This window comes from Nonomuraea maritima, assembly GCF_900100395.1.
GTDB lineage: Bacteria > Actinomycetota > Actinomycetes > Streptosporangiales > Streptosporangiaceae > Nonomuraea > Nonomuraea maritima.
Genome location: NZ_FNFB01000008.1, coordinates 202,754 through 221,402 on the forward strand (window position 1 = coordinate 202,754; position 18,649 = coordinate 221,402).

Genomic DNA, 18,649 nt, shown 5'->3' on the forward strand with positions numbered 1-18,649 from the left:
ACTCTACGAACACTGCCCGGCCAGGTTACGGAGGGGCCCGAGATAGGTAAGGTCCTAAGTAGTCGTTCTCGACTGGGAAGGAGGTGACGGGGCGTGGCAGCTCGCGATGATGCTGAGGCTCGAGCCGCGCAGCGCGAACGGGAGGTCGCTGATCTTTCAACACAGGTCTCCTTCCTCCAGGAGGAGATCACCGCGCTGAGGCGGAAGCTGGCCGAGTCACCCCGTCAGGCCAGGGTCCTCGAAGAACGCCTTCACGAGGCACAGGCGAACCTCGCGGCCGTGACCGGCCAGAACGAGCGCCTGGTCGCAACCCTCAAGGAGGCCCGGGACCAGATCGTCGCCCTCAAGGAGGAAGTCGACCGGCTGGCGCAACCGCCGTCCGGTTTCGGCACCTTCCTCGAGGCCCGAGAAGACGGCACGATCGAGGTGTTCACCGGCGGACGCAAGCTCCGGGTGAACGTCAGCCCCAGTGTCGACGTCGACTCGTTGCGGCGTGGCCAGGAGGTCATGCTCAACGAGGCGCTCAACGTGGTCGAGGCACTCGGCTACGAAGAGGTCGGCGAGATCGTGATGCTCAAGGAACTGCTCGACGAGGGCAAGCGCGCGTTGGTCATCTCGCACGCCGACGAGGAGCGCGTCGTGCGCCTCGCCGACTCCCTGGTGGGCCAGCCCATCAGGGCCGGTGACTCACTGCTGCTCGAACCTCGCTCCGGCTATGTCTACGAGCGCATTCCGAAGTCCGAGGTCGAAGAACTGGTGCTCGAAGAGGTCCCCGACATCTCCTACGAGGAGATCGGCGGCCTCGGCAGGCAGATCGAGCAGATCAGGGACGCCATCGAGTTGCCCTACCTGCACGCCGACCTGTTCCGCGAGCACAAGCTGCGCCCGCCCAAGGGCGTGCTGCTCTACGGCCCTCCCGGTTGTGGCAAGACGTTGATCGCCAAGGCCGTCGCCAACTCCCTGGCCAAGCAGGTCGCGGAGAAGACCGGCCAGTCCGGCAAGAGCTTCTTCCTCAACATCAAGGGCCCCGAACTGCTCAACAAGTACGTCGGCGAGACCGAGCGGCACATCCGCCTGGTCTTCCAACGGGCCCGCGAGAAGGCCTCCGAGGGCACCCCGGTGATCGTGTTCTTCGACGAGATGGACTCGATCTTCCGCACCCGAGGCTCCGGCGTGTCGTCCGACGTCGAGAACACCATCGTCCCTCAGCTGCTGTCGGAGATCGACGGCGTCGAGGGCCTGGAGAACGTCATCGTGATCGGCGCCTCCAACCGCGAGGACATGATCGACCCGGCGATCCTGCGGCCCGGCCGCCTGGACGTCAAGATCAAGATCGAGCGGCCGGACGCCGAGGCGGCCAAGGATATCTTCTCGAAGTACCTCGTCTCCGAGTTGCCTCTGCACCCCGACGACCTGGCCGAGCACAGCGACTCCCGCGCGGCCACCATCCAGGGGATGATCCAGAGCGTCGTCGAACGCATGTACACCGAGAGCGAGGAGAACCGCTTCCTCGAGGTGACCTACGCCAACGGCGACAAGGAAGTCCTCTACTTCAAGGACTTCAACTCCGGCGCGATGATCCAGAACATCGTCGACCGGGGCAAGAAGATGGCCATCAAGCAGTTCCTCGAATCCGGCCAGAAGGGCCTGCGGGTGCAGCACCTGCTCACGGCCTGCGTGGACGAGTTCTCCGAGAACGAAGACCTGCCCAACACCACCAACCCCGACGACTGGGCCCGCATCTCCGGCAAGAAGGGCGAGCGGATCGTCTACATCCGCACCCTCGTCTCCGGCAAGCAGGGCACCGAAGCCGGCCGATCCATCGACACCGTCGCCAACACCGGCCAGTACCTGTAGAACCCTGACGGCAGGGCCGCGCGGACGCACCGCGCGGCCCTGCCGTTCCGGCGTCCGTCCCCGATACCCACCGGGTTTCGCACCACCGCCCCCGGCGCCCACCTGCCTACCATGGCGAGCGTGGAGTTCCCCAACCCCGGCCGTGCGCCCTACAGCGCCCAGGACCGCGAACTCATCGCCACCCGGCACGTCCACCGCGCCCGCGCCCACTTCGCCAGGCGGCGCGACTACCGGCCCACCCCCGTCCACGCCATCCCCGGCCTCGCCGGCACCCGCACCGCCCACCTCAAGGACGAGAGCACCCGCCTCGGCATCGGCAGCTTCAAAGCACTCGGCGGCGGATACGCCGTCCACCGCCTCGCCCAACGCCACCCCGACGGCCCGCCGTTCGTGTGCGCCAGCGCCGGCAACCACGGCCTGTCCGTCGCCGCGGCCGCCGCGGAAGCCGGCGTACCCTGCGTCGTCCACCTGAGCGACGACGTCCCCGAGCCCTTCGCGCGGCGCCTGCGCGCACTCGGCGCCGACGTCCGCCGCGCCGGCCCCGACTACGACACCGCCATGGCCACCGCCCAGCAAGCCGCCCGCGAACATGGCTGGCGGCTCGTCGCCGACAGCTCATGGGACGGCTACACCGAGATCCCGCTCGACGTCATGCGCGGCTACGGCGTCCTGCTCGACGAACTCGCCGACACCTGCGAACCGCCCACCCACGTCTTCGTCCAGGCCGGCGTCGGCGGCCTCGCCGCGGCCACCGCCGCGTACGTACGCGACCGCTGGGGCGAAGCACCGCGGATCGTGGTCGTCGAGCCGCACGGCGCCCCCTGCCTCCTCGAGAGCGCCCGCGCAGGCCGCCCCGTCCGCGTCACAGGAAGCCCCACCACGCTCGGCCGGCTCGACTGCCACGAACCCTCCCTGCTCGCCCACCGCCTCCTCACCCGCCTCGCCGATCTCTACATGACCGTCACCGACGAACAGGCGTCCGGCGCCGCCCACCTGCTCGCCCGGCACGGGATCGCCCTGTCCGGATGCGGCGCCGCAGGAGCCGCCGGACTGCTCGCGCTCAGCCCCTCGGCCCGCGACACCCTCGCCCTCGACCAGGTGTCACGCGTGTTTCTGGTGGGAACAGAGGGACCAGTGGAACCAATGTGATCGAAAAGCCGTCAAAGGAGCGTGCATTCCCTGAACCAGGCGAAGCATGCGCGGGGCAACGGCCGGCTGGCCGAACTCGACCTGCTGCGCTTCCTCGCCGCGCTGGCAGTCGTCGCCTTCCACTACCTCGTCGCCTACGCCTCCGTCTGGGGAGACCGGCCCGCCGAGCTCTTCCCCGCGCTCGCGCCCATCGCCGGGCTCGGTATCCTCGGCGTCGAACTGTTCTTCATCATCAGCGGCTTCGTCATCCTCATGTCCGTCTGGGGACGCGGCCTCGGCGCGTTCGCCCGCTCCCGCCTGGTCAGGCTCTACCCCGCCTACTGGCTCAGCCTCGCCGCCATCGCCGCCCTCTACGGCCTCACCGGCGCCAAACCGCTCGACCCCAAGCTCTCCTTAGGCGACTACCTGGTCAACGCCACCATGTTCCAGCGCCTGTTCAAACTCACCGACGCGAGCGGCGTCTACTGGTCACTGTGGGCCGAACTCCGCTTCTACCTGCTGATCAGCATCCTCATCATCATCGGCGTCACCTACGGACGCGTCCTCGCCTTCGCCGGCATCTGGCTCGCCGCCGTCATCGGCGCCCACTTCCTCGAGGACAGCCTCGTCGACGAGATCGTCATGCCCGCCTACGCCCCCTACTTCATCGCCGGCATGGCCCTCTACCTCATCCACAAACGCGGCAGCTCCTGGCTCCCCTGGATCTACGTCGCCGCCGGATACGCCCTCTCGATCGGCTCCGCGCTCGACCGCGTCCACCGCCGCATCGACCTCGCCGGCTTCAAGAACATGCCCGTCACCGACACCAGCGTGATCATCACCATCACGCTCATCTACGTCATGACGTCCCTCGTCGCCCTCGGCCTGCTCCGCCTGCGGCCCTCCCGCCTCCTCACCGCCCTCGGCGGCACCACCTACCCCCTCTACCTCTTCCACAGCGTGATCGCCGTCGCCCTCGTCCCGCTGCTCGTCGGCGATCTGCCCCCATGGCTGGTAGCCGTGATCACGACACTCGCCGCGATACTCCTGTCATATCTCGTCTACTCCTTTGCCGAACGTCCCATCCAGCGGCTCCTCAAGCCTCGCAGACGTCCGCAGACCCCAACCGCCCCCGCCGCAGAGGTTCGTAAGGCCTCGGTGCCATAACTCTGTGGCCCTGGGGCACTGTGAAGGGCATAGGCTCGGGCATATAAACGGCGGACAGACAGACCCGGACGAACAGAGGGTGTTGCATGACGGTGCGTCGGGTGATGGGCATCGAGACCGAGTACGGCATCTCCGTACCCGGCCAGCCAGGCGCCAACGCGATGGTGACCTCCTCGCAGGTCGTGAACGCCTACCTCGCGGCGTCGGCGGCTCGCGCGCGCAGAGCACGATGGGACTTCGAGGAAGAAAACCCGCTGCGCGACGCGCGCGGCTTCGATCTGGCCAGAGAGGTCGCCGACCCCACCCAGCTCACCGACGAGGACCTGGGCCTGGCCAACGTCATCCTGACCAACGGCGCCCGGCTCTACGTCGACCACGCCCACCCCGAGTACAGCTCGCCCGAATGCACCAACCCACGGGCAGCCGTCATCTGGGACAAAGCCGGTGAACGGGTGATGTACGACGCCGCCACCCGCGCGTCCGCCGTCCCCGCCAACGCCCCCATCCAGCTGTACAAGAACAACACCGACGCCAAAGGCGCCTCCTACGGCTGCCACGAGAACTACCTCATGCGGCGCGCCACCCCCTTCGCCGACATCGTCCGCCACCTCACCCCCTTCTTCGTCTCCCGCCAGGTCGTCGTCGGCGCCGGCAAGGTCGGCATCGGACAGGACTCCCGCGGCGAAGGCTTCCAGATCAGCCAGCGCGCCGACTTCTTCGAGGTCGAGGTCGGCCTCGAGACCACGCTCAAGCGGCCCATCATCAACACCCGCGACGAGCCCCACGCCGACCCCGAGAAATACCGCCGCCTCCACGTGATCATCGGCGACGCCAACATGTCCGAGATCTCCACCTACCTCAAACTCGGCACCACTGCCCTCGTCCTCGCCATGATCGAGGAAGGCTTCCTCACCCGCGACCTCGCCGTGGAGAACCCCGTCCAGGCACTCAGGGCCGTCTCCCACGACCCCACCTGCCGCTACGAGATCCTCCTGCGCGACGGACGCAAGCTCACCGCCATCCAGCTCCAGATGGAATACCTCGAACAAGCCCGCAAGTTCGTCGAAGAACGCGGCACCGCCCAGGACGAGTCGAACAAGGACATCCTCGACCGCTGGGAATCCGTCCTCACCCGCCTCGCCGAAGACCCCATGCAGCTCTCCCGCGAGCTCGACTGGGTCGCCAAACTCGAACTCCTCGAGGGCTACCGCAGCCGCGACGGCCTCGCCTGGTCCCACCCCAGGCTCCAGCTCGTCGACCTCCAGTACTCCGACATCCGGCCCGACCGCGGCCTCTACAACCGCCTCGTCGCCCGCGGCCGCATGCAACGCCTCGTCACCGAGGAAGAAGTCCAGCGCGCCGTCGAACACCCGCCCACCGACACCCGTGCCTACTTCCGCGGCCGCTGCCTGAGCCAGTACAGCGAGTCGGTCGCCGCCGCCTCCTGGGACTCTGTGATCTTCGACATCCCCGGCCGCGAATCCCTCCAGCGCGTCCCCACCTTGGAGCCGCTGCGCGGCACCAAGGCCCACGTCGGCGAGCTCTTCGACCGCTGCGACACCGCCGCCGAGCTCGTCGCCGCGCTCACCGGCGGAGAATGACCCGCGAGCGCGGGATGTGACGACCACCACACGTCGCCCCGCAGGGTGGAGCCGAGGAGCTCCATCCCCTGCGGGCGCGGCGATCCGCGAGCGGATGCCGGGACCATCCGATTCGTGACACAAGATCGCCGGGCGATCCGCGCTCAATGTCGCCCGGTTCGGGGAAAGATATCCGTAGAGGCACGTCCCCCAAGCGGAGGTACGACATGGCAACCAAGGACACCGGCGGCCAGAAGCAGACCGGTCGGCGCGAGAACGAAGTCGAGGAGACCGAGGCTTCGGCGGCGCCCGACGTCCAGGAGCGCCAGGAGAAGCTCACGGACGACGTCGACGCGATTCTGGACGAAATCGACGAAGTTCTCGAAGAGAACGCAGAGGAATTCGTGCGCTCTTACGTGCAAAAGGGCGGTCAGTAGGGCAAAACGGACAGGGGTGGGAGGGTGGAAGGTGGCCGCGGTGAAGCGGTGTCCTGACTGTGGGGAAGAGAAGGCGGTCTCCGAGTTCGGGCGCAATCGGCGGCGACCGGTCGGCCAAGGACGGGCTCATCTCCTACCGCAAGCAGTGCCACGCGATCGTGGCGCGTGAGAACAAGGCCAAGAACCACGGGAGCGAGCGGAACTACCTGCTCCGCTATCGCTACGGCATCACCGAGGACGACTTCGAGCGCATGCTCGCCCGTCAGGGCGGGCTCTGCGCCATCTGCCGCGCCGTTCCCGGCGCGTTCGTCGATCACTGCCATCGGACCGGTCGGGTCAGGGGCGTTCTCTGTTTCCACTGCAACAACGGGCTGGGCCATATCGGCGACAACGTGGTGCTGCTGGAGTTGGCCGCGTTGGATCTCGACGGTGAGGTGCTCTGGCCGGAGTTCGTGGTGCTGCCCGAGCAGGAGGAGAAGGCGGCGCCGGCGCGGACGCGGGCGTATCACCTGGCGCGCCGTTACCGGGTGCGGCCGGAGGACGTCGAGCGGATGGTCGCGGCTCAGCACGGGTTGTGCGTGGTGTGCTGGGACCGGCGGCCCGAGCATGTGGATCATTGTCACCGTACGGGGGCGGTCCGGTACGTGTTGTGTCTGCCGTGCAACACGGGGATCGGGCAGTTCAGGGACGATCCGGCGGTGGTGCGGCGGGCGTTGTCGTACGTGGCGGCGGGGGAGCCGTACGACGAGGTCGAGGTGTCGGACGAGGAGTTGCGCGAGCTGGTGCGGGCCGAGGAGGAGCTGCGGTCGGCGTTCTACGCGAGCGTGAGCAGGGTGGGTTTGAGCGGGCCGGGTCACGGGTCGGGCATGGTGTAGTCGACGCCCACGCCGAGGAGGCGGACGGGGCGGTCGAGGTCGAAGCGGTCGAGGACGGCGAGGGCCGTCCGGGTGACAGTGGCCGGGTCGGTGGTGGGTGCGGGGAGTTTGGTCTGGCGGGTGCGGGTCAGGAACGGGCTGAAGCGGATCTTGACGGAGACGCGGGTGATCTCGCGGCCGGCTGCGGTGGCGTCCTGGGTGACCTGGTCGGCGAGGTCGGCGACGTGGCGGGCGATGGCGTCACGGTCGGTGAGGTCGTCGGTGAAGGTGGTCTCGCGGCTGTGGCCGCGGGCGATCCATGGTGTGGTGACGATCTCGGCTTCGCCTTTGCCGAGGGCGAGGTAGCGGTACCAGGGGCCGTTGGTGGGGCCGAAGTGGCGGGCCAGTTCGGCGGGGTCGGCGGCGGCGAGCTGGGCGACGGTGTGCAGGCCGAGTGCGGCGAGTTTCCTGGAGGTCTTGGCGCCGATGCCCCACAGCGCGTCGGTGGGGCGGTCGTTCATGGTCTCGGCCCAGGTGTCGGTGGTGAGGCGGTGGATGCCGGCGGGTTTGGCCAGGCCGGAGGCGAGTTTCGCCTGGTGTTTGTTGTCGCCGATGCCGATGGAGCATTCGAGCCGGGTGCGGGTGCGTACGGCGTCGCGCAGGTCGGTGGCGAGGGTTTCCGGGTCGTCGGTGATGGCCCCGAGGAAGGCTTCGTCCCAGCCCCAGACCTCGACGCGGACGGGGAATTCGCGCAGGACGGCCATGACGCGTGCGGAGGCGGCTTCGTAGGCGGGTGGGTCGGTGGGGAGGAAGACCGCGCCGGGGCAGCGTCTGAGGGCGGTGCGGAGGGGTGTGCCGGAGTGGACGCCGTGGGCGCGGGCTTCGTAGGTGGCGGTGGCGGCGACGGTGCGGGGCTGGGTGGGGTCTCCGGTGCCGCCGACGACGACGGGCCGGCCGCGGAGCTCGGGGTGGCGCAGGAGTTCGACGGCGGCGATGAACTGGTCGAGGTCGACGTGGAGGATCCAGTCCCTGGACATGTGCTCAGTATGGCTGGGTGGGGGAGGGGCGTCCCGGTGCGGTGGGGCCGCGCATCTGGCTTCACTTGATTCACGTGTCTTGCGGGCGGTCCCGTCTGGGAAGGGTTCGCCGTGAGCTGATCGTGGGAAGTGCAGACAGCAACCCAACATGAGTAGGGTCGCCCTAGGAGCACTGACGTTTGGAGGGAGTCGCGTGGCATCGCACAGGGATCTGCCCGTCGGCTTGGTGAACCAGCTTTTCAGCAACACCGGAAGTTCCTCGTTCACGGAGTTTCTCAGCTCTTATGCGCCTCAGTTGCTGCCGCAGCGGGATGAGGTGCTGGCCACGCCGATCGGCGACCAGGTTCCGCACGCGACCACGATCGTGGCCGCTACCTTCGCCGGTGGTGTGATCATGGCCGGTGACCGGCGGGCGACGTCGGGCAACATCATCTCGCAGCGTGACGTGCAGAAGGTCTTCCGTACCGACGACTACTCGTGCATGGGCATCGCGGGCACGGCCAGCACCGGTCTCGAGTTCGCGCGGTTGTTCCGGGTGGAGTTGGAGCACTACGAGAAGCTCGAGGGTCGCACGATGTCGGTGGCGGGCAAGGCCAACCGGCTGGCCACCATGATCAGGGGCAACCTGGCCATGGCGATGCAGGGGCTGGTGGTGGTGCCGTTGTTCGCCGCCTACGATCCCGATCGGGACGAGGGCCGTATCTTCAGCTACGACGTGGCGGGCGGGCCTTACGAGCGGGAGCGGTTCGACGCGATCGGGTCGGGTTCGATCTTCGCCCGTGGGTCGCTGAAGAAGCTCTACCGTGACGGCGCGTCGGCCGACGACATGACGATGACGCTGATCCAGGCGCTGTACGACGCGGCCGACGACGACTCGGCGACGGGTGGGCCGGATGTCACGCGGAAGATCTGGCCCATCGTGGGTGTGATCGACGCGGACGGTTTCCGCTGCCTGACCGATGAGCAGGTGGCGGGTTACGTCGAGCGGATGCTCGACGCGCGCATGATCTCGCCTGACGGCCCCATCGCCCCGCTGCGCTAGAAAGGACCTCCTCTCGTGTCCATGCCTTTCGGATATGCGTCCCCTGAGCAGATCATGCGGGACAAGGCCGACTACGCGCGCAAGGGCATCGCGCGGGGCCGGTCGGTTGTCGTGCTGCAGTACGTCGACGGCATCCTGTTCGTGGCGCCCAACCCGTCGCGGGCGCTGCACAAGATCAGCGAGATTTACGACCGCATCGGTTTCGCGGCTGTGGGTCGGTACAACGAGTTCGAGGAGTTGCGGCTCGGCGGCATTCGGTACGCCGACATCAACGGCTACACCTACGACCGTTCCGATGTGACGGGGCGTGGCCTGGCCAACCTGTACGCGTCCAATCTGGGGCGGATCTTCACCGAGTCGATCAAGTCGCTGGAGGTGGAGGTCGTCGTCGCGGAGGTGGGCGAGACGGCCGACGGTGACGCGATCTACCGGCTGACGTTCGACGGTTCGGTGTTCGACGAGCACGGGTTCGCGGCGATGGGTGGCCAGGCGGAGGCTGTGGCGGGCCGGTTGAAGGAGCGTTACCGGGAGTCGATGTCGCTGGCCGACGCGCTGGAGGTGGCGCTGGCGGCGCTGACCGAGCCGGGTGGTGAGCGGCCGCCGGTGGGGCAGCTCGAGGTCGCGGTGCTCGACCGAAACCGGGAGCACCGCAAGTTCCTGCGGTTGACGGGGGCGCGGTTGGAGCGGCTGCTGGCCCAGACGCCGGCCCAGCCCGCATCGTCGTCGGAGGCTGCGCCGCCGTCGTCCGGCGGTAAGGCGACGCCGCCCCCTACGGGTCCTGACGGCGATGTGGACGACGGGTCCTCGCCTCTGTAGGGGTGGGGGTTCGGTTTCGACGTAGCGGGGGCTGCCACGGCGGCCCCCGCCGTCGTGTCCGGCCTTGGCTGAGGTGGTGTGGGCGGTGGGTTCTTCCTTCGTAGGGTGGGGGGTGCTGTGGCAGCCCCCGCTGTTGTGTCTGGGCTCGTGGGTCGTGGTGGTGCCGGGGGATGGGTTCTCGCCCTTGTAGGGGTGGCGTTTCAAGTCGGCGGGTTCGGGGTGTGGCGGTCGTCGTGAGTCGGGGTTGTCGCGGGGCCGTAGTGGGACGGTCGGGCGGGCTTGTGTGGGGTCGCGGTGAGCGCCTCCGCAGGGGGCTGTCGCGGAGGCTGGTTCGCTGGGGCGGTGCGGTGGCCTTCGTGCGGTGGTGCGCGCGTTGGTCGGGGTGGTGCGGCGAACGTCGGGTGGTGCCGTGCCGTTGCGGGGCCCAGGGGCGCTCGTGGGGCGCGAAGCGGTGGTCGAAGGGCGCTTGAGTGGGCGGCGCTGATTCGGTGGCCACGCGGGTGCTGTGGCTGTGTAGGGGTGGTGGGGGAGCGGAAGTGGTGGCGGTCCGGAGGCGATGTCTGTGCCGGGGGTAACCGTGCCGGGGTGGTGGCCGCCGGAGGTTGTGGCCGTGGGGGTGTGGTCGTGCGGGGTGGTCCTGTGGGTTCGAGTGGGGGGTGGAACTCGGCGTAAGGGGGTTATTTCGTGCGACGTGGGTGGGTGGGGGGAAACGGTCACGGGGTGGTCCTGATGAGAAAACACCTGGAAGATCTCTCCCGTTGGGCGATCCATAGGCATAGTGTGAGGTGATGGATCGTCGCATCTTCGGGCTCGAGAACGAGTACGGCGTGACCTGCACGTTCAGGGGGCAGCGCAGGCTGTCGCCCGACGAGGTCGCGCGCTACCTGTTCCGGCGAGTCGTGTCCTGGGGTCGGTCGAGCAACGTCTTCCTCCGCAACGGCGCCCGTCTCTACCTCGACGTCGGCAGTCATCCCGAATACGCAACACCCGAGTGTGACAACGTCATCGAACTCGTCACCCATGACAAGGCCGGCGAGCGCATCCTCGAAGGGCTGCTGGTCGACGCCGAGAAGCGGTTGCGCGAAGAGGGCATCGCGGGTGACATCTATCTCTTCAAGAACAACACCGACTCGGCCGGCAACTCCTACGGGTGCCACGAGAACTACCTCGTGGGCAGGCACGGGGAGTTCGGGCGGCTGGCCGATGTGCTGATTCCGTTCCTGGTGACGCGGCAGATCGTGTGCGGGGCGGGCAAGGTGCTGCAGACGCCGCGCGGCGCGGTCTACTGCGTCTCGCAGCGGGCGGAGCACATCTGGGAGGGCGTGTCGAGCGCGACCACGCGGTCGCGGCCGATCATCAACACGCGCGACGAGCCGCACGCCGACGCCGAGCGGTTCCGCCGCCTGCATGTGATCGTGGGCGACTCGAACATGAGTGAGACGACCATGCTGCTCAAGGTCGGGGCCACCGATCTGGTGCTGCGCATGATCGAGTCGGGCACGGTGATGCGTGACCTGTCGCTGGAGAACCCGATCCGCGCCATTCGCGAGGTTTCTCACGACATGACGGGCCGGCGCAGGGTGCGGCTGGCCAACGGGCGTGAGGCGTCCAGCCTGGAGATCCAGCAGGAGTACCTGTCGAAGGCGAAGGACTTCGTCGACCGCCGTGGCGGCGACGCGGTGTCGCACCGGGTGCTGGAGCTGTGGGAGCGCACGCTGCGCGCGGTCGACACGGGCGATCTCGATCTGGTCTCGCGCGAGATCGACTGGGTGACGAAGTACCAGCTCATCGAGCGGTACCGGAAGAAGTACGATCTGCCGCTGTCGTCGCCGCGGGTGGCGCAGCTCGACCTCGCCTACCACGACGTGCACCGCAAGCGGGGTCTGTACTACCTGCTGCAGAAGCGCGGCTCGGTGGAGCGGGTGGCGTCCGACCTGAAGATCTTCGAGGCGAAGTCGGTGCCGCCGCAGACCACCAGGGCGCGGCTGCGCGGTGAGTTCATCCGCAAGGCGCAGGAGAAGCGGCGCGACTTCACCGTCGACTGGGTCCATCTGAAGCTGAACGACCAGGCGCAGCGCACGGTGCTGTGCAAGGACCCGTTCCGCAGCGTGGACGAGCGGGTCGACAAGCTGATCGCGGGCATGTAGCCGGCCGGTGCGACACGCCCGCCGGTCATGAGCCCGCGGGCGATCGCCGGTGGGGTTGCGCGGCGGCGCGGTTCGCATTTTGCGGCGCGTCAAGGTGCGGAAGGCTAGGGGTGCACGCGGGTGACGCCTGGGGTTGCCGGGGAGGTAGCGCTGCGTTTACCTCGGCCCTACTGTGGGTTCGGGTAGTGTGGCGCGAATCTGATGTCTTTCCGAGGGAAATTCGATGCGCCGCGCTTTGGCCGTACTGGCTGCCGTGCCTTTGATGTTTTTCGCCGCCGCGTGCGGGTCCGACGCCGGCACTGGCGCTGCCCCCGCCTCCGGGTCCGGGGCCGCAGCGTTCAAGGTCACCGGGGACGTGGGCGCCAAGCCGACGGTGACCTTCCCCGCGGGTACGCCCGCGACCACGTCCTCGTACCAGGTCGTCCAGCCCGGTGCGGGTGAGGACGTCAAGTCGGGTGACCGGGTGATCGTCAACCTGACCGTGTGGAACTGGGACGGCAAGGGCAACGCCGTGCAGGGTTCCTCCTACGACACCAAGGCGCCGGAGACGATCCCGGTCGACGAGCAGCTGCCCAAGGTGCTGCAGGAGGGCTTCACCAAGGTGAAGCACGGCGGCCGGCTGCTGGCCGTGCTGGCCAACGACGTCGAGGCCGACCCGCAGGCCCAGGCCGCCGCCGAGCCGACGAAGGTGTTCGTGTTCGACGTGGTCGGTACGCAGCCGCCGGTGCTGAAGGTCGCCTCCGGCAAGGAGACGAAGGAGAGCATCAAGGGCGTGAAGGTGGTCAACCCGGGCGGCGAGAAGGCGCCCACGCTGACCACGAAGACCGACCTGAAGCCGTCCAAGGAGCTCGTCGTCAAGACGATCATCGAGGGCACCGGCGCGAAGGTGAAGGCGAACCAGACGCTCACGGTGCACTACACCGGCAAGATCTGGGGCACCGACAAGCAGTTCGACTCCAGCTGGGAGCGCGGGCAGCCGGCGGAGTTCCCGCTCGGCCAGGTGATCCAGGGCTGGCAGAAGGGCCTGGTCGGGGTTCCGGTCGGCAGCCGTGTCGTGATGAGCATCCCGCCGGACCTCGGTTACGGGGCTCAGGAGCAGCAGGGCATCCCCGCCAACAGCACGCTCGTGTTCGTGGTGGACGTCCTGGGCGCCTACTGACGGCGTATGTGACGATTCGGTAGCATCGCGAGGCCCGGCGGCATCTGCCTGCCGGGCCTTTCGCATGGGGAGGGCCGATGCGCCGCCGGATCACCGTGCCGCTGCTGGTGGCGCTGCTGGTGGCGCTGCTGCTCCCGTCGGGTTGTTCGCGGGAGCCGTCGGTGGTGGGGGCTTTCGGTGCGCGGCCCACGGTCGTCCTGCCCGACCGGCCGCCGGCCGGGTCGCAGGTGGCCGAGCTCGTCGCGGGGACGGGGGAGCCGGTCGGCGCGGACGACGTGGCGGTCGTGCAGTACACCGCCTACGGGCGCGGCGAGCGGCCGGCGGGCTCGACCTTCACGCGGGGGACCCCGTCGGCCCTGGCGGTCAGGGAGTTGCCGGTGGCGCTGGGGAGGGCGCTCGTGGGCCACCGGGTCGGCAGCCGGGTCACCGCCGTCGTGCCGACGGACGGCCGGCGGGAGGGCGGGTCCGGCGACGCGGACGGCAGGGGGAACGCCGCGGCGCCGGGGTTCTACGTCGTGGACATCCTCGGCGTGCACCGGCGGGGCGCGTCCGTCGGGTCGCAGGGCGGGCGGCTGGCGGGGGTGCGGGTGGGCGGCGGGCCCGATCCGGAGGTGTCGGTCCCGGCCGGTGCGCCGCCCGGGCGGTTCGCCGCCAAGGTGGTGACGCGCGGGCGCGGGCGTGCGACGCGGGCGGGGCAGCTGGTCGTCGTCCAGTATGCGGGGCTGGTCTGGGGGCGGCGGCGGGTCTTCGACTCGACCTGGCAGGACGGTGTGCCGAGGGCGTTCAAGCTCGGTGACGGCACCATGATCGGGGCGTGGGAGGCGGCGCTGGCCGGGGTTCCGGTCGGCAGCCGCGTGGCGATGGTCGTGCCGCCTTCGCACGGGTACGGTTCGACGGGCTTCCCGGCGTACGGGATCAGGCCGTCGGACACTCTCGTGTACGTGGTGGACGTGCTGGCGGCCTACTGACCCTGCCCGGGGCTCGTAGACTCCGGCTGTGAGTGGTGACCCGGTGGGCGATCTCGAGGCGCTGGCCCTTTTGCACGATCCCGTACGTCGCAGCCTGTACGACGTGGTGGCCTCGCGGGGCGGCGACGTGGGGCGCGGTGAGGCCGCCGACGCCGCAGGGGTGTCGCGTACGCTCGCGGGTCACCATCTGGACAGGCTGGTCGAGGCGGGGCTGCTGGAGAGCGGCTTTCGCGCGCCGGAGCGGAAGGGCCCGGGCAGCGGCCGTCCGGCGAAGGTGTACCGCAGGGCCGGGGGTGAGCGGTCGGTGAGCCTGCCGCCGCGCGACTACGTCACGCTGGCGTCGGTGCTCGCGGCGGTGGTGGACGAGCTGGGCGCCGAGGAGGCGGCGGAGCGGGCGGCGCGTGCGGAGGGGGCGCGGATCGGCGGGCGGCACCGGGGCGAGCCGGTGGAGCGGGTGCTGGCCGGGCGCGGTTACGAGCCGTTCGCGGAGGGCGGGCGGGTGCGGCTGCGCAACTGCCCGTTCCACGTGGCGGCCGAGGAGCGGCCGTTGCTGGTGTGCTCGATGAACCTGGCGCTGTGTCAGGGGCTGTTGGAGGGGCTGGGTGAGGAGCCGGGACGGGCGCGGCTCGATCCGCGGCCGGGGGAGTGCTGCGTCGTCGTCGAGGGGGCACCGGTTTCTAAAACAAATGAAGATTGACATAGAAGGGGCGGGGTGATGTGCTGGCGTCATGCATCTCGCCCAGCTCAACGTCGCGCACATGCGCGCGCCCGTCGACAGCCCTGAGCTCGCCGAGTTCGTCGCCCTGCTCGAACCCGTCAACGCCCTCGCCGACAGCACGCCAGGGTTCGTGTGGCGGCTGAAGGAGAGCGAGTCCGACCCCACCGCGACCGTCGTGCACGACTACGGCGACCACCTGCTGATCAACTTCTCGGTGTGGGAGTCGCGCGAGGCCCTGTGGAACTTCGTCTACCGCAGCCCGCACCTCGACGCGCTGCGGCGGCGCAGGGAGTGGTTCCTGCGCGTCGCCGAGCCGTACATGGTGATGTGGTGGACCCCGGAAGGGGAGATTCCGTCGCTGGCCGAGGGCATGCGGCGGCTGGAACGCCTCCGGGCCGGAGGTCCGGGCCCCGAGGCGTTCACGTTCCAGGACTTCTACGACGCCAGCGAGGCCGCCCACCTGCCGGCCGCCGCGGAGGCCAGGAAGTAGGACAGGTCCTCCTCCAGGCCCCGGCCCATCGTCGACAGCCGCACGGGGGAGGCGCGCAGCGCCTCGTGCAGGCCGTCCACCGCCACCGGAACCAGCCGGTGCCGTACGGACAGTGCCTCGGCCTGCCGCCTGACCAGGTCGCCGAACTCGCCAGGCAGGTCGGGCACCGGCACGTCGGCGGGGGACAGCGCGACCCGGCCGTAGGCGGTGAGCGAGTGGTGCGAGACGCCGTGGTGGCGTTCGCGCTTGTCGCCCTCGCTGACCCGCAGGGCCGCGACCGGGCGGCCCTCCAGCGCGGCCACGGCGTTCACCGCCTCGCCCGCCGACACCCCGGAGAAGCCCCACCGGGTGCCCGTGCCGAGGTTGCCCGGCCCCTGCGCGACCACCGCCACCTCGGCCCCGAGCACGTGCCGGGCCGCCAGCAGCCCCGTGTGGACGGTCACCGCCTCCACATCGCCGCCGAACGCCTGCCCCACGGTCACGACTCCCGCCAGCCAGCCGATCTCGCGCAGCCGGGCCGCCGCCATCGAGAACCAGGCGGGCAGCGCCCCGCCGTCCTGCATGACGTACGCGACCCGCAGGCCGGGGCGGGCGTCGTACAGGCCGCACAGGATCGGCGGCAGGGCGGAGTGCAGGTCGGCGACGATCACCGGCAGGCCGTCGACCGAGTCGGCCTCGCGCAGGACGTCGTGGTGCGGGGAGCCCTGCTCGTCGGCGCCCAGCACCGTGGCCTGCAGCGGCGTGTACCGGGCCTTCACCAGGTGCCCCGGCCCTTGGGGATCTTCCGGCAAACGGTTAGGTACGGCCACCACCATGGCGTAACCTCCCGTACCGAGACCCATCGCGAGTGCGGTCGTGTTGAGCAGCACCTCGTCACCGGGTTCCGGGCGGCCCACCAACGGCGGATACGCCAGCGCCCGGCACTCCCCCTCGGGGACGGAGACGTCCAGCTCCACCGCTCCCGGCCACTCGCGCCGGATCCGTACGACCTCGCCCTTGCGCCATCTGATCACGGGGGCAGGGTAGCGTCGATGAAGGAGGAGTGAGGCAGATGTCGCGCCGTAAGACGGAACGGCTGCTCAATCTGGTGATCTGCCTGCTCGCCACCCGGCGTCCGCTGTCGGCCGAGCAGATCCGCCAGGCGGTGCCCGGTTACGACCGCGACGGCGACGAGGCGTTCCAGCGCATGTTCGAACGCGACAAGAACGAGCTGCGTGAGATCGGCATCCCCATCGACGTCGTGCGCGACCCGTGGGAGGAGGAGCCGGGCTACCGCATCGAGCGTGAGTCGTACGAGCTGCCCGAGATCACCCTCGAGCCCGACGAGGCCGCCGTGCTGGGCCTGGCAGCCCAGGTGTGGCAGCGGGCCAGCCTGGCGGAGGCCGCCTCGGGGGCGCTGCTCAAGCTGCGCGCCGGCGGGGTGTCCACCGACCAGCCCGTGGGCACCGGGGCGCTGGAGCTGCGCGTCGACACCCGCGACCCCGCCTTCCCCGCCCTGTGGGACGCCGTGCGTGACCGCCGCGTGGTGCGCTTCGGCTACCGCGGCGCCGGGAGCGAGAGCGTCCGCACCCGTACGGTCGAGCCGTGGGGGGTGGTCAGCCGGCGCGGACGCTGGTACCTCGCCGGGTTCGACCGTGATCGCGACGCCCCTCGCGTCTTCCGGCTGAGCCGCATCACCGGGCAGGTCACCGCGGTCGGCAAGGCGGGCGTGGTCGAGGTGCCCGAGGGCGTCGACCTGCGAGCCATGGTGGGCTTCCCCGACGAGCCGGTCGAGGAGCGGGTGGCCGTCGTCCGCGTCCGGCAGGGGGCGTGCGAGGGGCTGCGCGGCCTGGCCGGCGCGGTACGGGCCGGGTCCGACGGGTGGGACGAGGCCGAGCTGGCCTTCACCGACCCCGAGCGGCTGGCCGGCTGGATGGCCAGCCTCGGCGCCGACGTCGAGGTGGTCGCGCCGCCGGACGCCCGCGAGGCCGTCATCCGCCGTCTGAAGGGGGCCGTGGCATGACGTTGCGTACGACAGGCACACGCGGCGCCCGGGCGGGCGCCGCGTCCACGACCGGGAGGTCAGCATGAGCGCGTCCGCCGACCGGCTGCCGAGGCTGCTGGCGTTGGTGCCGTACCTGATGTCCCATCCTGGGGCGCAGGTCGGCGAGGTGGCCGCGGTGTTCGGGCTGAGCGAGAAACAGCTCATCGACGACCTGCAGCTCGTGTGGATGTGCGGGCTGCCCGGCCACACCCCGGGCGACCTCATCGACGTGTCGTGGGACGGCGGCGAGATCCTCATCGACAACGCCGACACCATCGCCCGGCCGCTGCGCCTCGGCGTCGACGAGGCAAGCGCCCTGCTGGTGGCGTTGCGCACCCTGGCCGCGACCCCCGAGCTCGCCCAGCCCGTCAGCGGCGGGGCGTCCGGCGACGCGCTGGCCCGGGTGACCGCCAAGCTCGAGCGGGCCGCGGGCGAGGGCGCCGCGACCGTCAGCAGCCAGGTCGCCGTCGACGTGGACGCCGCCCCCGACGCGCTGCCGCGGGTGCGTGAGGCGCTCACCGGCCGCCGCCGGCTGTCGCTGCGCTACTACGTGCCGGGCCGCGACGAGGTGACGCCGCGCGAGGTCGACCCCATGCGCCTCGTGATCGTCGACGGCCGCACCTATCTCGAGGGGTGGTGCTACCGGGCCGAGGCGATGCGGCTGTTCCGGCTCGACCGGATGCTCGGCGTCGACGTGCTCGACGTGCCCGCCGACCCGCCGGAGGGGGCCGAGCCGATCGACGTCGCCCAGGGCGTCTTCCGGCCCTCGCCGACCGACGAGCTGGTGGAGCTCGAGCTGACCGCCGCCGGGCGGTGGGTGGCCGAGCACTACCCGTGCGAGGAGGTCGCCGAGCTGGGCGAGGGCAGGCTGCGGGTGACGCTGCGGGCCCGCGACGAGGACTGGATCCTCCGGCTGGCGCTGCGGCTGGGCGACACCGGCCGGGTCGTCTCGCCGCCCGCGATGGCCGAGGCCGTACGCCGTGAGGCCGAGCGGGCGCTCGCGCTGTACGCTCACCAGTCATGACGTTGTTGTTCGTGTCCCTGGGGCTGGCCGTGGCGGGGCTCGTCGCGCTGGCCGTCGCCGGTACGCGGCTCGTCCGCGCAGCACGTACCCTTAACAGGGAACTCGCTCATGTTCACGAGCAATTCAGGGACAAAGAGGGCCTCAAGTGATGAGGTCGGCCCGATGGCAGCGTACGATCTGCCTGAAGGACAGCAATTCGCTC

General features: G+C 69.9%; 18 protein-coding genes. 16 read left to right on the forward strand and 2 right to left on the reverse strand.

The genetic code is table 11. The annotated features are described in order from the left end of the window. The first annotated feature begins 93 nt into the window (after positions 1-93). The 6 genes from arc to BLR04_RS16580 all read left to right on the forward strand — a co-directional run bounded on the left by arc (position 94) and on the right by BLR04_RS16580 (position 7,044). Positions 94-1,857, forward strand: coding sequence for a proteasome ATPase (gene arc / locus BLR04_RS16555; protein WP_090765313.1), 1,764 nt, complete (start codon positions 94-96; stop codon positions 1,855-1,857). Positions 1,858-1,977: 120 nt separating this feature from the next. Further along, the gene (locus tag BLR04_RS16560) at positions 1,978-3,006 is read left to right on the forward strand and encodes a pyridoxal-phosphate dependent enzyme (RefSeq protein WP_218129001.1); all 1,029 of its coding nucleotides are present in this window, start codon (positions 1,978-1,980) and stop codon (positions 3,004-3,006) included. A 21-nt stretch (positions 3,007-3,027) separates the two neighbouring features. Continuing rightward, positions 3,028-4,152 (forward strand): acyltransferase family protein, encoded by a 1,125-nt coding sequence (locus BLR04_RS16565; RefSeq protein WP_090765321.1) that lies wholly within the window; start codon positions 3,028-3,030, stop codon positions 4,150-4,152. A gap of 86 nt (positions 4,153-4,238) precedes the next feature. Continuing rightward, complete coding sequence (gene dop, locus BLR04_RS16570) at positions 4,239-5,753, forward strand: depupylase/deamidase Dop (protein ID WP_281191484.1); 1,515 nt, start codon at positions 4,239-4,241, stop codon at positions 5,751-5,753. 206 nt (positions 5,754-5,959) lie between these two features. Next, positions 5,960-6,169 carry a ubiquitin-like protein Pup gene (locus tag BLR04_RS16575; RefSeq protein ID WP_090765327.1) on the forward strand — a complete coding sequence of 70 codons (210 nt, stop codon included), beginning with the start codon at positions 5,960-5,962 and terminating at the stop codon, positions 6,167-6,169. A 59-nt stretch (positions 6,170-6,228) separates the two neighbouring features. After that, positions 6,229-7,044 (forward strand): endonuclease VII domain-containing protein, encoded by an 816-nt coding sequence (locus tag BLR04_RS16580; RefSeq protein ID WP_090765330.1) that lies wholly within the window; start codon positions 6,229-6,231, stop codon positions 7,042-7,044. On the opposite strand, the gene BLR04_RS16585 is transcribed toward BLR04_RS16580, so the two are convergent. Continuing rightward, on the reverse strand, positions 7,023-8,060 hold the full coding sequence (locus BLR04_RS16585; RefSeq protein WP_090765333.1) for a DNA polymerase IV: 1,038 nt from the start codon (positions 8,058-8,060) through the stop codon (positions 7,023-7,025). The two genes, BLR04_RS16580 and BLR04_RS16585, sit on opposite strands and share 22 nt — an antisense overlap. Positions 8,061-8,253: 193 nt before the next feature. On the opposite strand from BLR04_RS16585, the gene prcB reads away from it, so the two are divergent. The 7 genes from prcB (at position 8,254) to BLR04_RS16620 (ending at position 15,400) form a co-directional block, all read left to right on the forward strand. Then, positions 8,254-9,102, forward strand: coding sequence for a proteasome subunit beta (gene prcB, locus BLR04_RS16590; protein ID WP_090765336.1), 849 nt, complete (start codon positions 8,254-8,256; stop codon positions 9,100-9,102). A 21-nt stretch (positions 9,103-9,123) separates the two neighbouring features. Continuing rightward, positions 9,124-9,918 (forward strand): proteasome subunit alpha, encoded by a 795-nt coding sequence (gene prcA / locus BLR04_RS16595; RefSeq protein WP_090765576.1) that lies wholly within the window; start codon positions 9,124-9,126, stop codon positions 9,916-9,918. Between the two features lie 788 nt (positions 9,919-10,706). Then, positions 10,707-12,065 carry a Pup--protein ligase gene (gene pafA / locus BLR04_RS16600; RefSeq protein ID WP_090765338.1) on the forward strand — a complete coding sequence of 453 codons (1,359 nt, stop codon included), beginning with the start codon at positions 10,707-10,709 and terminating at the stop codon, positions 12,063-12,065. Positions 12,066-12,327: 262 nt separating this feature from the next. Then, positions 12,328-13,224: an FKBP-type peptidyl-prolyl cis-trans isomerase gene (locus tag BLR04_RS16605; RefSeq protein ID WP_143022068.1), complete on the forward strand. Its 897-nt coding sequence runs from the start codon at positions 12,328-12,330 to the stop codon at positions 13,222-13,224. A 77-nt stretch (positions 13,225-13,301) separates the two neighbouring features. Then, entirely contained in the window at positions 13,302-14,192 is an 891-nt protein-coding gene (locus BLR04_RS16610; protein WP_090765344.1) for an FKBP-type peptidyl-prolyl cis-trans isomerase, read from the forward strand. Positions 14,193-14,220: 28 nt separating this feature from the next. Continuing rightward, on the forward strand, positions 14,221-14,889 hold the full coding sequence (locus tag BLR04_RS16615) for a helix-turn-helix transcriptional regulator (protein WP_245740288.1): 669 nt from the start codon (positions 14,221-14,223) through the stop codon (positions 14,887-14,889). Between the two features lie 31 nt (positions 14,890-14,920). After that, positions 14,921-15,400, forward strand: a complete 480-nt coding sequence (locus BLR04_RS16620; protein WP_090765351.1) for a DUF3291 domain-containing protein — start codon at positions 14,921-14,923, stop codon at positions 15,398-15,400. Here the strand turns inward: BLR04_RS16620 and BLR04_RS16625 are convergent. Further along, the gene (locus BLR04_RS16625; RefSeq protein ID WP_090765354.1) at positions 15,346-16,413 is read right to left on the reverse strand and encodes a DUF3866 family protein; all 1,068 of its coding nucleotides are present in this window, start codon (positions 16,411-16,413) and stop codon (positions 15,346-15,348) included. The genes BLR04_RS16620 and BLR04_RS16625 overlap by 55 nt on opposite strands. Before the next feature lie 38 nt (positions 16,414-16,451). Here BLR04_RS16625 and BLR04_RS16630 point away from each other — a divergent pair, with 38 nt between their 5' ends. The 3 genes from BLR04_RS16630 (at position 16,452) to BLR04_RS40655 (ending at position 18,596) form a co-directional block, all read left to right on the forward strand. Beyond that, positions 16,452-17,402: a helix-turn-helix transcriptional regulator gene (locus BLR04_RS16630; RefSeq protein WP_090765579.1), complete on the forward strand. Its 951-nt coding sequence runs from the start codon at positions 16,452-16,454 to the stop codon at positions 17,400-17,402. Between the two features lie 64 nt (positions 17,403-17,466). Beyond that, positions 17,467-18,447, forward strand: a complete 981-nt coding sequence (locus tag BLR04_RS16635) for a helix-turn-helix transcriptional regulator (protein ID WP_090765357.1) — start codon at positions 17,467-17,469, stop codon at positions 18,445-18,447. After that, positions 18,444-18,596, forward strand: coding sequence for a hypothetical protein (locus tag BLR04_RS40655; protein WP_176903119.1), 153 nt, complete (start codon positions 18,444-18,446; stop codon positions 18,594-18,596). The genes BLR04_RS16635 and BLR04_RS40655 overlap by 4 nt, the downstream gene beginning before the upstream one ends. The last annotated feature ends 53 nt before the right edge of the window (positions 18,597-18,649 follow it).